12 protein-coding genes are annotated in these 13,254 nt (G+C 66.5%); 4 read left to right on the top strand and 8 right to left on the bottom strand.

Going from position 1 to position 13,254, the window contains the following annotated elements; translation table 11 throughout:
• The 3 genes from RKE40_RS28525 to RKE40_RS28515 form a co-directional block, all read right to left on the bottom strand.
• Positions 1-975, bottom strand: a 975-nt coding sequence (locus tag RKE40_RS28525) for a mucoidy inhibitor MuiA family protein (RefSeq protein WP_316021540.1), incomplete at its 3' end; no start/stop codon positions are given.
• Between the two features lie 180 nt (positions 976-1,155).
• Positions 1,156-2,778: an ABC-F family ATP-binding cassette domain-containing protein gene (locus tag RKE40_RS28520; RefSeq protein ID WP_316021539.1), complete on the bottom strand. Its 1,623-nt coding sequence runs from the start codon at positions 2,776-2,778 to the stop codon at positions 1,156-1,158.
• A gap of 83 nt (positions 2,779-2,861) precedes the next feature.
• Positions 2,862-3,470, bottom strand: coding sequence for a TetR/AcrR family transcriptional regulator (locus tag RKE40_RS28515; RefSeq protein WP_316021538.1), 609 nt, complete (start codon positions 3,468-3,470; stop codon positions 2,862-2,864).
• Positions 3,471-3,547: 77 nt separating this feature from the next.
• Here RKE40_RS28515 and RKE40_RS28510 point away from each other — a divergent pair, with 77 nt between their 5' ends.
• Entirely contained in the window at positions 3,548-4,150 is a 603-nt protein-coding gene (locus RKE40_RS28510) for an NAD(P)H-dependent oxidoreductase (protein ID WP_316021537.1), read from the top strand.
• A 118-nt stretch (positions 4,151-4,268) separates the two neighbouring features.
• Here RKE40_RS28510 and RKE40_RS28505 read toward each other — a convergent pair whose 3' ends face one another.
• Complete coding sequence (locus tag RKE40_RS28505) at positions 4,269-5,150, bottom strand: type 1 glutamine amidotransferase (protein WP_316021536.1); 882 nt, start codon at positions 5,148-5,150, stop codon at positions 4,269-4,271.
• Positions 5,151-5,263: 113 nt separating this feature from the next.
• On the opposite strand from RKE40_RS28505, the gene RKE40_RS28500 reads away from it, so the two are divergent.
• Positions 5,264-6,169 (top strand): DMT family transporter, encoded by a 906-nt coding sequence (locus RKE40_RS28500; RefSeq protein WP_316021535.1) that lies wholly within the window; start codon positions 5,264-5,266, stop codon positions 6,167-6,169.
• Between the two features lie 37 nt (positions 6,170-6,206).
• Here the strand turns inward: RKE40_RS28500 and RKE40_RS28495 are convergent, their stop codons facing one another.
• Positions 6,207-6,851, bottom strand: coding sequence for a GntR family transcriptional regulator (locus RKE40_RS28495; RefSeq protein ID WP_316021534.1), 645 nt, complete (start codon positions 6,849-6,851; stop codon positions 6,207-6,209).
• A 151-nt stretch (positions 6,852-7,002) separates the two neighbouring features.
• On the opposite strand from RKE40_RS28495, the gene RKE40_RS28490 reads away from it, so the two are divergent.
• The gene (locus RKE40_RS28490; RefSeq protein WP_316021533.1) at positions 7,003-7,665 is read left to right on the top strand and encodes a flavin reductase family protein; all 663 of its coding nucleotides are present in this window, start codon (positions 7,003-7,005) and stop codon (positions 7,663-7,665) included.
• Positions 7,666-7,726: 61 nt separating this feature from the next.
• Positions 7,727-9,046: an MFS transporter gene (locus tag RKE40_RS28485; protein WP_316021532.1), complete on the top strand. Its 1,320-nt coding sequence runs from the start codon at positions 7,727-7,729 to the stop codon at positions 9,044-9,046.
• Positions 9,047-9,115: 69 nt separating this feature from the next.
• Here RKE40_RS28485 and bla read toward each other — a convergent pair whose 3' ends face one another.
• The 3 genes from bla to RKE40_RS28470 form a co-directional block, all read right to left on the bottom strand.
• Positions 9,116-10,132 (bottom strand): class A beta-lactamase, encoded by a 1,017-nt coding sequence (gene bla / locus RKE40_RS28480; protein WP_316021531.1) that lies wholly within the window; start codon positions 10,130-10,132, stop codon positions 9,116-9,118.
• Positions 10,133-10,205: 73 nt separating this feature from the next.
• Positions 10,206-11,795 (bottom strand): phosphoglycerate dehydrogenase, encoded by a 1,590-nt coding sequence (serA, locus tag RKE40_RS28475; RefSeq protein ID WP_316021530.1) that lies wholly within the window; start codon positions 11,793-11,795, stop codon positions 10,206-10,208.
• A gap of 212 nt (positions 11,796-12,007) precedes the next feature.
• A complete protein-coding gene (locus RKE40_RS28470) occupies positions 12,008-13,186 on the bottom strand; it encodes a phosphoserine transaminase (RefSeq protein ID WP_390893563.1) in 1,179 nt (392 codons plus the stop codon).
• Positions 13,187-13,254: the final 68 nt, after the last annotated feature.

The raw sequence follows: 13,254 nt of genomic DNA, 5'->3' as shown, positions 1-13,254 counted from the left end.
GGCGGAGGCGATCGCCAGAGCGGGCGGCCGGGCTGCGCGTTCGGATTCCTGCCGCAGGGCCCGCGCGCGCTCCTCGTAGACCACCGGCGGCTCGTAGAAGGCGATGCGCAGCGGGTTGAGATCCGGTGCCCGCGTGCCCTGCGCCGAACGAGTCGTCGATAGCTCGACAGCGACCTCGCTCCAGTCCTCGCCGGTCCGCTGGCGCAATTCGGCACGGCGGGTGAAGGCGATCTCGGCGCCACCATTCAAGTTGCCGGTGGTGAGTCTCGCCTCGTAGACCGGCAGCCAGCTCGCGCCCGAGACACGGTAGCTGACGGCGATCTCGGCCGCGACCGGCGCCTTCGCCTCGACGGCGATGGCGACCTCGCGCCTGGGCTGGCCGGCGCGCGCGCCATGCGGGCGGGCCTTTTCCAGTGCCGCGATCTCGGCCTCGGTGTCGGCGATGCGGTTGCGCAGGGTCAGCAACTCGCCCTGGACCTTGACCAAAGCTGTGCCGATCGCATCGAAGATCGCCGGCCAGTCGCCGACCGGCAGCGCCTTGCCGTCGGGGCCGAGCTTGTCGGGGCCGGTCTTGCCGAAATTCTCGATCGTCGCGCGCTTGGCCTCGACGGCGCTGACCTGTCCCTCCAGAGCGGCCTTCTCGCCCTGCAGGGCCCTGATCTTGCCTTCGAGGGCGGCGTCGACGGCGGGGCGCGCCTCGCCGGGAACCTGGCGGACATCGACGGAGCCGATCGCGAAGGGCCCATCGCCCTGCGCCTCGACCCGGATCGAGGCGGGGTCGATGCCCGCCGGCAGGCCACGCAGGACGATCTGCGAGACGCCCTGCAGAAGCGACGCCTTGCCGAGGCGGGTGACCAGGGCTCCGTCCGGGTAGACGGTGACGCGGTCGATCTTCGAGGCGAGCTCGACCTCGGAGGCGCCGGCGAGGCCCGGTGCGAAAATCAAGGCTGCGGCCAGTCCGGTCTTCATCATCATGCTGTCCCCCGACAAATCACGCAGCCGCGATTTGCCCGAGGGATTTCGGCGCGGCGAGGGCGGAATTGAGCCGGAAGGTGGAAAGGCGCCGGTAGGGCACGACCACCGCCCGGCGACGATGGTAGGCCCTTGCCGCTGCCAGGACGGTTTTCGCTACGTCAGGAAGCCTTTCGGCCGCACTCAGCTGCGCAGGCCCGGCGCCTCCTGGCCGGTGCTGGCGACATATTCGGTGTAGCCGCCGCCATATTGGTGGATGCCGTCCGGCGTCAGCTCGAGCACGCGGTTCGAGAGCGCCGCCAGGAAATGGCGGTCGTGGCTGACGAAGAGCATGGTGCCCTCGTACTGAGCCAGCGCCGTGATCAGCATCTCCTTGGTGGCGATGTCGAGATGGTTGGTCGGCTCGTCGAGCACCAGGAAATTCGGCGGGTCGTAGAGCATCTTGGCCATGACGAGCCGTGCCTTCTCGCCGCCCGAGAGGAAGCGGCAGCGCTTCTCGACATCGTCGCCCGAGAAGCCGAAGCAGCCGGCGAGCGCCCGCAGCGAGCCCTGGCCGGCCTGCGGGAAGGAGCCTTCCAGCGATTCGAAGACGGTGGCGTCGCCGTCGAGCAGCTCCATGGCGTGCTGGGCGAAATAGCCCATCTTGACGCTTGCGCCGATGGCGACGGAGCCGTCATCGGGCTTGGACGAGCCGGCGATCAGCTTCAGCAGGGTCGATTTGCCGGCGCCGTTGACGCCCATCACGCACCAGCGCTCCTTGCGCCGCACCTGGAAGTCGAGCCCCTCATAGATGCTGCGGCTGCCATAGCGGACATGGACGTTCTTCAGCGTCGCGACGTCCTCGCCCGAGCGTGGCGCCGGCTGGAACTCGAACTGCACGGTCTGGCGGCGGCGGGGCGGCTCGACCCGGTCGATCTTGTCGAGCTTCTTGACGCGGCTCTGGACCTGCGCGGCATGCGAGGCGCGGGCCTTGAAGCGCTCGATGAAGGCGATCTCCTTGGCGAGCATCGCCTGCTGGCGCTCGAACTGCGCCTGCTGCTGCTTCTCGGCGAGCGCGCGCTGCTGCTGGTAGAATTCGTAGTCGCCGGAATAGCTGGTCAGCGTACCGCCATCGATCTCGATGATCTTGCCGACGATGCGGTTCATGAACTCGCGGTCGTGCGAGGTCATCAGCAGGGCGCCGTCATAGCCCTTGAGGAAGCTCTCCAGCCAGATCAGGCTTTCGAGGTCGAGATGGTTGCTCGGCTCGTCGAGCAGCATGGCGTCGGGCCGCATCAGGAGGATGCGGGCGAGGGCGACGCGCATCTTCCAGCCGCCGGAAAGCGCGCCGACATCGCCGTCCATCATCTCCTGGCTGAAGCCGAGCCCGGCGAGCACCTCTCGGGCGCGGCCGTCGAGCGCATAGCCGTCGAGTTCCTCGAAGCGGCCCTGCACCTCGCCATAGCGGGCGATCAGTTCCTCCATCTCGTCGGCGCGGTCTGGATCGCCGAGCGCCGTCTCGAGCTCTTTCAGCTCGGCTGCGACGGAGCTGACCGGGCCGGCGCCGTCCATCACCTCGGAGACGGCGCTGCGGCCGGCCATGTCGCCGACATCCTGGCTAAAATAGCCGATGGTGGTGCCGCGATCGACCGCGACCTGCCCCTCATCCGGCAGTTCCTCGCCGGTGATCATCCGGAACAGCGTGGTCTTGCCCGCGCCGTTGGGGCCGACAAGGCCGATCTTCTCGCCCTTTTGCAAGGCGGCCGAGGCCTCGATGAAGATGATCTGGCGGCCGTTCTGCTTGCCGATGCTTTCGAGGCGAATCATGGGGTCCGGGAGGTTTTCAAGATTTGGGATTGCCGCGCGTTTACAGGCTGAGGGACGCGCGCGGAACCCCGTGGCATGCCGGATCAGCTCTTTGCGCTGCGCGCGACCATGGCGATGATCGTCTCGAACAGCTCGCGCTTCGCCTCGTCGGCGCCGATCTCCTGCGTCGCCGCAGCGTGCGACAGCCCTTCGGCGGCGCCGAGCATGGCGCGTAAGCCCGCGGTCGGGATCGTCCTGCCGGCGGCGAAGGGCGCGAGCAGGGCCCGGCATTTCTCCAGGAAGATCAGGTCGCAGTCGCGCTTGACCGCGGCAAGCTCGGGCGAGCCGGCGAGCGCTGCCATGACGCCGGGGATCTCGCGCCCCTGGGTCAGGACGCAGTCGACATAGGACGAGGCGATCGCCCCGGCCTTGCCCGCGAGGCTCGCCTCGCTGCTTTCGAGCGCGGCCTCCATGATCGCGTATTCCCGCATGTCGAAGTCGCGATAGAGCGCGATCAACAGGGCGCTGCGGGTCGGAAAATGGCTGTAGACCACCGGCTTGGTGACGCCCGCCCGCTCGGCAAGGTGCCCGAGCGTCAGGGCGTCAGTGCCCTCGTCACCGACGATCCGCCAGGCGGTCTCGATGAGCTGGCGCTGGCGGTCCTCGCGCGTCAGGCGCTGACGGCGCGGCTGTTCGGCATTCTGGCTTGACATGTCTTATATACCAAAAGTAACTTACTAAAAGTATATAGCGACATCCACCCGATCGCAATCACCGCAGGAGAGAGCGCATGCATGCCCTCGTCGTTGTCGCCCATCCCGATCCCGCTTCGCTCAGCCAGGCCGTGACGCAGGCGCTCGCCGAAGGCGTTTCCAGTGCCGGCCATAGCGTCGAGATCGCCGATCTCGCCAAGGAAGCGTTCGATCCGCGCTTCTCGTTGAGTGATCTCGCCGTCCATCGCCGCGAGATCGCCCAGCCCGCCGACATCGCCTTCGAGCAGGCGCGGATCGACCGGGCCGATGCGCTGGTGCTGGTCTATCCGGTCTATTGGTGGTCGATGCCGGCGCTGATGAAGGGCTGGATCGAGCGCGTCTTCGCCAATGGCTGGGCCTATGACGAAGGGGCTGACCAGAAGACGGTCAAGAAGCTGGGGCATCTGCCGATCCATCTCGTCGGGATCGGCGGCGCCACCATGCGCACCTATGAGCGCCATGGCTATCTCAGCGCGATGAAGACGCAGATTGAGCATGGCATCTTCGGCTATTGCGGCGCGCCGGTCGTGACCTCCGAGCTGCTGCTGCCGGTGCCGGAGATGTCGGAGCATCTCGATACGGCGCGGGCGCTCGGTAGCAAGGTGTTCGAGGCGGCAAACGAAGCCGCCGTAGCGGCGTAGGTGTGCATTTGCTCGTCATGGTCGGGCTTGTCCCGACCATCCACGTCTTTGCTTTGCTAGTCGAACGTCGTGTTCAAGACGTCGATGCTCGCCACAAGAACGAGCATGACGGAGAAATTCAAGCGCGCCCGCGCAGGCTCGCCTCTGGCTTTACCCGCATCTCCAGGAAGTTGCTGAGCTCGGTCACCCGCTTGATCGGGTCGAGAACCTCTTCGTCCAGCCCATGCGCCCAGGCAAGATCGCGGCGGGTCGGCTCGGCGTCGAGCGCATCGAGATCGGCGAGCCAGCTTTCCGTCTCGGCCTCGTCGCGGCGGAAGCCGCGTTCGATCAGCACCTTGCCATGCCGCCGCAGGATCGTGGCGATCAGGCCCAGCGAGAATTCGGGATGGTACTGCACGCCCCAGAAGGTACCGCCGTCCTGGCGGAATTCGGCAGCCTGGATCGGACTCATCGCATTGGCTGCGAGGATGGTGGCGTCGGCAGGCGGGGCGACGATGCTGTCGAAATGGATCGCCGGCGCATCGAAGGCCGCGGGGCGGCCGGCGAGCAATGGATGCGAAGCGCCGGCTTGCGTCTTCGCGATGCGGCGCGCGAAGCCGATCTCGAGCCCGTTCGGGTTGAGCGCGACTGTGCCGCCGGCAGCGACCGCCGCGATCTGGATGCCCCAGCAGGAGCCGAAACAGGGTGTGCCGCTCTGATAGATCGCCCGCATGAGCTCGATCTGCCGGGTCACCGCCGGTTCCGGGCTGTGGATGTGGAGCGACGAACCGGTCAGGGCGATGCCGTCATAGGAGGAGAGGCCGGTACCGTCAGGCAGATTGGCGCCTTCGTCGGCGGGCAGGCAGATATCCGTGACCAGCGACGGCTCGATCCGCCTGAGCTCGGCTGCGTAGGCTTCGCCGGGCCTTGCGCCGCTGTCGCGCGCATACTCCTCGCGCTGTTCGCGCTTGTAGCCGTCGACGACGAGGACGCGGAGCGGTTTGGGGCTGAACACGGTCATGGCTTCCTCGGGACGTTTGCGTCCGGCGACGGGCTGCGTTGCGCCTCCTCTCATAGGAGAAGCGCCCTGTGCAAGGCTATGCAGGCGCTCCGCAGATATGAGGATCGCGCATCTTGCAGCCGCCCGCCTCCCTTCCGCAGCGCATCTGGGCCAATGCCTATCTGCTGCTGACGCTGACCACCTTGCTCTGGGCGGGCAACGCGGTGGCAAGCAGGCTCGCCGTCGGCCAGATCGCACCGATGACCCTGACCTCGCTGCGCTGGGTCCTGGTCTGTGCCGTCATGCCGTACCTGTTCCGACAGGGGCTGCGCGAGCACTGGCCGGTGTTGAAGGCGAACTGGCTCAAGGTCACGCTGCTCGGCGCCTTCGGCTTCACCGCCTTCAACACGCTGATGTACATCGCGGCCTATTCGACGACCGCGATCAACATCGGGATTCTGCAGGGCTCGATCCCGGTCTTCGTGCTGCTCGGCGCCTTCCTCGCCTTCCGCACGCCGATCGGCGGGCTGCAGGCCCTCGGCGTCACCGTCACCATCATCGGCGTGCTGGTCACGGCGAGCCGCGGCGACTGGCACACCCTGCTGCAGCTCAGCTTCGTGCCGGGCGATCTCTGGATGATCATCGCCTGCCTGCTCTATGCCGGCTACACTGTCGGCATCCGCACGCGCCCGCCAATGCCCGGGCTGATCTTCTTCACGGCTATGGCGATGGTCGCCTGCCTGGTCTCGCTGCCGCTGCTCGCGGCCGAGATCGCCGCCGGCCAGGCCTATTGGCCGACGCTGACCGGCTGGCTGATCCTGATCTATGTGGTGCTCGGCCCCTCGATGGCGTCGCAGCTTTTCTTCATGCGGGCGATCGAATTGATCGGCCCCGGCCGGGCCGGCGTCTTCGTCAACCTCGTGCCGGTGTTCGCGCCGCTGCTTGCCGTCGCGATCCTCGGCGAGCAGCTCGCGCTCTATCACGCGCTGGCGCTGGCGCTGGTGCTCGGCGGCATCTGGATCGCCGAGCGCAAGCGCTGAGAAGCGGCACCCGGCTCGGCCGCTTTCGTCTTCGGTCTCAACTGCGTGTACTGGCCATGCGTGCCACGACGGACAGGGCGAACTCGACGAGATAGGCGTTGAGCGCCAATGAGGCGGCTCCGGCTTGCGCCGTGTCCCTAGCCAGGATCGCCTGCAGAATGTCCTGATGCAGCCGCTTGCCGTGCGCGATTTCCACCTGCTCGTCGCGGACATGCATGATCCAGAAGCGCCGGGACAGGGTCTGCAGCGGCACCATCAAGGCTTCGAGATAGGGATTATGGGCGGCCTGGATGATCAGGGCGTGGGTTTGGCGGACCGTCTCTGAATAGTTGGGAAGGGCGAAGTCGCCGGCCAGGGTGGCTTTCAGCGCAGCGATCGCGCCGATGTCCTTCTCCGTCGCCCGGCTGCAGGCGAGCTCGACGGCCAGGACCTCGACGGCCCGGCGAACCTCGAGCCCGCTGAGCTGATCCTCGACAGAAATCGCCGGGATCTCGATCCCCTTGTTGGGGTGGATCCGTAGCATGTGGTTGAGGGCGAGGCGCTGGATCGCCTCGCGCACGGGGGTGCGTCCGAGCCCCGTCAGTTCCATCAGGCCGCGTTCCGACACCATCGATCCCGGTTTGAGATCGCCCTGCTCGATCAGGTGCTCGATGACGCCGACCGCCTGCTCCGACTGATTCATCCTAGTCCACCCGCATCCGCTGCCGCGCCCGCTGGGCACGGCGATTCAACCAGCGTCTCGATAGCCGATCCCATGGGCTTTCCAAACTGCCATCCATCCGATATATCGGATGGATATTGCTTGAATGCCACTCTAGCTCCGGACCTTTCGCATGAAGTACCGTCCCTCGGCCGAGCCCAGCCCGCTGCCCTTCTCGCCGTTCAAAAGCTGCACCGTGCCCAGGCCGATCGGTTGGTTGTCGAGCGTTAGCGCCGCAGGCGTGGAAAACATCGCGCCCTACAGCCAATGGCAGAACCTGACATTCGATCCGCCGATGGTGATGTTCTCGGCGAACCAGTACCCGGACGGGCGCCGCAAGGACACGGTGCTCAATGCCGAGGAAACCGGCTGGTTCGTCTGGAACATGGCGACCTATGACCTGCGCGAGGCGGTCAATCTGAGCGCGATGGCACTGCCGCCGCAGGAGAGCGAATTCGATCGTCTGAACGTGACGCGGGAATACTCGGACAATGCGCGCATCCCGATGGTGAAGGAGAGCCCGGTCAAGTTCGAGTGCCGGTATCTCGGCACCCATCGCCTGAAAGGCAATTCGCCGGTGGGAACGATCGACATCGTCTTCGCCCAGGTCGAGACGATCCATATCGACGACAAGGTCATCACCGCTGACGGCAAGCTCGACATCGCCTCGATCAGGCCGATCGCCCGGATGGGTTATTTCGACTACGCGGTGGTGAAGGACACCTTCGAAATGCGCGTGCCGGGGGCCGATGCCGATGCCCGCTTCGGCCTCGAAGGGCGCGCCGCCAGCCGCTGACGCAACCGCGCGGCTCTCCGCTTCGAACACTGCAGAACATCATAAAAAAGAGGGGTATCGCATGTCTGGAATCGTTGCGTCGGGCGAGCTCCGCCCGGCGGGATCACGGCGGGTGAAGGATCTGATCGCCGTCAATTTCGGCAATACGCTGGAGTGGTTCGACTGGGCGATCTACACGATCTTCGCACCCTATTTCGCCCTCCAGTTCTTCCCGTCGAGCGACAAGTCCGCGGCGTTGCTGGCGGCCCTCGCGGTTTTCGCCGCTGGCTTCCTGACCCGTCCGCTCGGTGGCTTCCTCTTCGGGCTCTATGCTGACCGTGTCGGCCGCAAGAAGAGCCTGACTCTGGCGATGTTCATCACCGCCGGCGGCAGCCTCGTCATCGCCTGTGCGCCGACCTTTGCGACCGTCGGGCTCGCGGCCTCGATCATCCTGCTCGTGGCGAGGCTCGCCCAAGGCATCGCGCATGGCGGGGAGATGGGGACCTCGGTGACCTATCTGGTCGAGCGGGCGCCGAGGCATCGGCGGGCGCTGTACGGCAGCACCTCCTGGATGAGCGTGGTGCTCGGCACGATGATCGCGACGATCACCGGCCTCCTGCTCAACGCCAATCTCGACCGCCCGGCGCTGGAAAGCTGGGGCTGGCGCATCCCGTTCGCACTCGGTGGCCTGCTCGGCCTCTACGGGCTCTATCTGCGCCGCAGGCTCACGGAGACCGACAGCTTCGAGAAGGTGAAGACGCAGCAATCCACCCCAGAAACCGGCCTGGGACCGCTTCTCCGGAACTGGCGCGGCGTCGCGGTCGTCTTCGGCCTTTCGGCCGGCGGCTCGATCATGTTCTACACATGGCTGATCTATAGCCCGACCTTCGCCCAGATCAGCCGCGGCCTCGACGCCAGATCGGCGCTGACCGCGAGCCTGATCGCGCAGGCGGTCTTCCTCGTCGCCATTCCGATCGTCGGCTGGCTGGCCGACCGGTTCGGGCGGCGCGTCTTTATCATCCTGTTCGGCATCGGCTTCATCGCCGCGACCTTCCAGCTCGACGCTCTCATCACCAACAGCTTTTCCGGCCTGCTGACCGCGATGATCTGTGCCCTGCTGATCCTGGCCTGCCTGTTCGGGGTCAACACCGCGGTCTGGGCCGAGGTGTTCCCGACCTCGGTCAGGGCGACCGGGGTGAGCGGGCCGCTTTCACTGGCGACCGCGATCTTTGGCGGCACGGCGCCGTACGTTAACATCTATCTCTCGCAGATCGGCGAGCACCGGTTGTTCCTAGTCTACCTCATGGTCGTCTCGGGCATCACGCTGATCACCGGTCTGCTCATTCCCGAGACGCGGACGCTCGAGCTCGACCGGCCCGATACCGGCCGCCTGTCGAACTAGGAAGGATTGCTCGAAGAGGACTGCGGACGCGCTTCGGGATCGGTTGCGCGTCCGCGACGACTTTGTGCCTCAGCGCAGGCTTTCCACCGCCAGCCGTGCGACCGCTGCATGAGCGGCCTCGCGGGCCTCGACACTCGCCTGCGAACCGGCGAGGTAGACCGCGATGGCAAAGCGGCGGCCGTCCGGCAGGGTGACGATGCCGATATCGTTGGTGGCGTGGTTGAGGCCGTCGGCGCTCGGTCCGAGCCCGGTCTTGTGGGCGAAGCGCGCGCCATCGGGCAGGCCGGCGCGGATCCGCTGCGGCCCGCTCTTGGTCTCCAGGATGATCTTCTCGAGCAGAGCGGTGTGCGCGGGCTCGCGCAGCCAGTTGCCCTTGGCGAGCGCTTCAAGGAAAGCGGCCGAGGCATCGGGGCTGGCCGCGTCGCGCCTGTCCTTCAGCGTCGCCTCCAGCGTCTTGCGGCGCTCTGCGGCCGGGATCGCCTGGATGGCCTTGTAGAAGGCGGCGGTGTCGATCGGCTTGTCCCAGGCATAGCCGGGCAGGCCGAGGATCTCCGGCTGGAAGACGCGCTCATAGCGGTCGACCGAGATGCCGGGAACGCCGCCATCCTTCAGCATCGCCGTCAGCACCTGCGGGCCGCCGATGAGGCGCAGCAGCAGGTCGGCGGCGGTGTTGTCGCTATCGCCCGTCGAGCGGATCAGGAGGTCGCGCAGCGCGTATTCGTTGCGCTCGCCCTTGAAGGCCTTGGCGAGCGGGCTGTGATAGAGCGAGAGATCGTTGCGGGTGACGGTGATCTTCTGGTCGAGCTTGAACTTGCCGGCCTCGACCGCCTGCAGCACCGCGACCGCCAGCGGCAGCTTGAAGACGCTCTGCAGCGGGAAGGGCTCGGCGCCGCGATGCGACCAGCTCTTGCGGTCCTTCAGATCGAGAAGCGCGACGCCGAGGCGCCCTTTCGCCGTCTGCTCGATGGATTTGATCCCGGCATCGAGCTTGGCCCTGTCCCAGTCGGCGAAGGCAGGCGAGGCGGCGAGGTAGGCGAGGGCGGCGGAGTAGGCGAAGGCTTGGGCGAACGCGAGGCGGGTCGGCATGAAAAATCCCCTGTGGCGGGCTGCCACAGGGGAGGGTGATTGCGGCGCCGTTTGGGCGCGGTGCCGGCGGCTTTCAGAACTTCAGCCGCCGCGCCCGCTTGACCATCGGGATCTCGTGGATCCTGGCGAGCAGCGCGTCCGAGATCGCCTCGTCGACGGCGACATAGCAGATCGCGTCACCGCCCGGCTTGTCGCGGCCGAGATTGAAGGTCGCGACATTGACGCCGGCCTCGCCGAGCACGGAGCCGAACTGGCCGATGAAGCCCGGCTTGTCGGCATTGCGGACATAGAGCATGTGCGGCGCGAATTCGGCGTCGACCTGGATGTCGCGGATCTCGATGATGCGCGGCTTGCCGTCATGGAAGACGGTGCCGGAGGCATGGCGCGGCATGTCCTGCGCCTCGACGACGATGCGGATGACGCTTTCGAGATTGCCGGCGACCTCGCGGGTCAGCTCCTCGACGACGATGCCCTTCTCCTTGGCGATCATGGTCGCGTTGACCATGTTGATCTCCGGCAGGAAGGGGCGCAGCACGCCGGTGATCGCGGCGGCCGAGATCGCCTTCAGGTTCAGCTTGGCGACCGCGCCTTCGTATTCGATGCGGATGCCCTTGACCTGCGCCTCGGTGAGCTGGCCGAGGAAGGAGCCGAGCTTCTCGGCGAGGTCGACGAAGGGCTTGATCCGCGGGGCTTCCTCGGCCGAGATCGAGGGGAAGTTCACCGCATTGGTGATCGCGCCCTTGAGCAGATAGTCGCTCATCTGCTCGGCGACCTGCAGGGCGACGTTCTCCTGCGCCTCGTTGGTGCTCGCGCCGAGATGCGGCGTGCAGACGACATTGTCCAAACCGAAGAGCGGGTTCGTCTCGGCGGGCTCAGCCGAGAACACGTCGAAGGCGGCGCCGGCGACATGGCCGGACTTGATCAGCTCGGCCAGCGCCGCCTCGTCGACGAGGCCGCCGCGGGCGCAGTTGATGATGCGCACGCCCTTCTTGGTCTTGGCGAGGTTTTCCGCCGAGAGGATATTCTTGGTCTTCTCGGTCATCGGAACGTGGAGGGTGATGAAATCGGCGCGCTTCAAAAGCTCGTCCAGCTCCACTTTTTCAACACCCAGCTGCACGGCGCGTTCCGGCGAGAGATAGGGGTCGAAGGCGATGACGCGCATGCGCAGGCCGATGGCGCGTTCGGCGACGATCGAGCCGATATTGCCGCAGCCGATCAGGCCGAGCGTCTTGGCGGTGATCTCGACGCCCATGAAGCGGTTCTTCTCCCATTTCCCCGCTTGGGTCGAGAGATCTGCAGCAGGGATCTGGCGGGCGAGCGCGAACATCATGGCGATGGCGTGCTCGGCAGTGGTGATCGAATTGCCGAAGGGCGTGTTCATCACGATGATGCCGCGCGCCGTGGCGGCGGGGATCTCGACATTGTCGACGCCGATGCCGGCGCGGCCGATCACCTTGAGGTTCTTCGCCTCGGCGAGCAGCTTTGCGGTGGCCTTGGTCGCCGAGCGGATGGCGAGGCCGTCATAGTCGCCGATCACGGCGGCGAGCTTGTCCTTGTCCTTGCCGAGGGCCGGATCGAAGGTCACGTCGATGCCGCGATCCCGAAAGATCTGCACGGCGGCGGGGGAGAGGGCGTCGGAAATCAGGACTTTGGGGGCGGTCATGGGGATACCTCGGAAGGCCCGCGCAGCGGCGGGCTGAAAGGGGGAAGGTCGTCATGGTCGCCCTTGTGGCGACCATCCACGTCTTCGCGCGGCTAGCCGCCGCGCCTTCGGAGATTGGTAGTGCCGCCCGCATCTATCGCCCGGGATGCCATTGGCGTCGCAAGACGTGGATGGTCGGGACAAGCCCGACCATGACGTGGCGGAGGCGGCGCTTACGCCGCCTTCTTGCCCAGCGAGGCCTTGGCCTCGTTGAAGGCGTAGGTGATCCAGGGCAGCAGCGCCTTGAGGTCGCGGCTCTGGACGGTGGCGCCGCACCAGATGCGCAGGCCGGGAGGAGCGTCGCGGTAATGACCGAGATCGTAGCCGGCGCCGGCCTTCTCGATGATCGAAACCACCTGCTTGGCGAAGGCCGCCTGCTGGTCGGCCGGCAGCGCGGTCACGGCCGGGTCGGTGAACTTCAGGCACACCGAGGTGTTCGAGCGGGTCTTCGGCTTGACCGCGAGGAAGTCGATCCAGTCGTTCTCGCGCACGAACTTGGCGAGGACGCGGGCATTGCCCTCGACCTTCTTCACGAGGCCGTCGAGCCCGCCGACTTTCTTCGCCCATTCCAGCGCGTCGATATAGTCCTCGACGCAGAGCATGGACGGGGTGTTGATGGTCTCGCCGACGAAGATGCCCTCGGAGAGCTTGCCGCCGGAGGTCATGCGGAAGACTTTTGGCAGCGGCCAGGCCGGCTTGTAGGTCACGAGCCGTTCGACGGCGCGCGGCGAGAGGATGATCATGCCGTGCGCGCCTTCGCCGCCGAGCACCTTCTGCCAGGAGAAGGTGACGACATCGAGCTTGGGCCAGTCGAGGCGCTGGGCGAAGGCGGCCGAGGTCGCGTCGCAGATCGTCAGGCCTTCGCGGTCATCGGCGATCCAGCTGGCATCGGCGACACGCACGCCGGAGGTGGTGCCGTTCCAGGTGAAGACGACGTCGCGGTTCTTGCTGTCGACCTTCTTCAGGTTCGGCAGTTCGCCATAGGGCGCCTCGAACAGGCGGACATCCTGCAGTTTGAGCTGCTTGACGACATCGGTGATCCAGCCGGAGCCGAAGCTCTCCCAGGCCAGCATGTCGACGCCGCGCGCGCCGAGCATCGACCACATCGCCATTTCCATGGCGCCGGTGTCGGAAGCGGGCACGATGCCGATGCGGTAATCGGCCGGGACCTGCAGCACCTCGCGGGTCAGGTCGATCGCGAGCTTGAGCTTGTCCTTGCCGATCTTGGCGCGGTGCGAGCGGCCGAGCGGCGCGTCACTGAGGGCTTTGAGGGTCCAGCCGGGGCGCTTGGCGCAGGGGCCGGACGAGAAATTGGGCACGCGCGGGCGCGCTGCCGGAATCGTATTCGCCATCGATGTCTCCATCCTTACAGATGGGCGCGCCTCGGTGGGGAGGCGTGTCCCGTCGACGGGGGTAGGAT

The organism is Allobosea rubneri (assembly GCF_032464875.1).
GTDB lineage: Bacteria > Pseudomonadota > Alphaproteobacteria > Rhizobiales > Beijerinckiaceae > Allobosea > Allobosea rubneri.
This window is presented reverse-complemented; position numbering and strand designations above follow the sequence as displayed.

Coding starts and splice junctions, on each gene's coding strand:
- RKE40_RS28505 (WP_316021536.1), bottom strand. CDS start 5,150: ATGACCGTGTTCAGCCCCAAACCGCTCCGCGTCCTCGTCGTCGACGGC.
- RKE40_RS28495 (WP_316021534.1), bottom strand. CDS start 6,851: ATGAATCAGTCGGAGCAGGCGGTCGGCGTCATCGAGCACCTGATCGAG.
- RKE40_RS28520 (WP_316021539.1), bottom strand. CDS start 2,778: ATGATTCGCCTCGAAAGCATCGGCAAGCAGAACGGCCGCCAGATCATC.
- RKE40_RS28515 (WP_316021538.1), bottom strand. CDS start 3,470: ATGTCAAGCCAGAATGCCGAACAGCCGCGCCGTCAGCGCCTGACGCGC.
- RKE40_RS28470 (WP_390893563.1), bottom strand. CDS start 13,186: ATGGCGAATACGATTCCGGCAGCGCGCCCGCGCGTGCCCAATTTCTCG.
- RKE40_RS28510 (WP_316021537.1), top strand. CDS start 3,548: ATGCATGCCCTCGTCGTTGTCGCCCATCCCGATCCCGCTTCGCTCAGC.
- RKE40_RS28490 (WP_316021533.1), top strand. CDS start 7,003: ATGAAGTACCGTCCCTCGGCCGAGCCCAGCCCGCTGCCCTTCTCGCCG.
- serA (WP_316021530.1), bottom strand. CDS start 11,795: ATGACCGCCCCCAAAGTCCTGATTTCCGACGCCCTCTCCCCCGCCGCC.
- RKE40_RS28485 (WP_316021532.1), top strand. CDS start 7,727: ATGTCTGGAATCGTTGCGTCGGGCGAGCTCCGCCCGGCGGGATCACGG.
- bla (WP_316021531.1), bottom strand. CDS start 10,132: ATGCCGACCCGCCTCGCGTTCGCCCAAGCCTTCGCCTACTCCGCCGCC.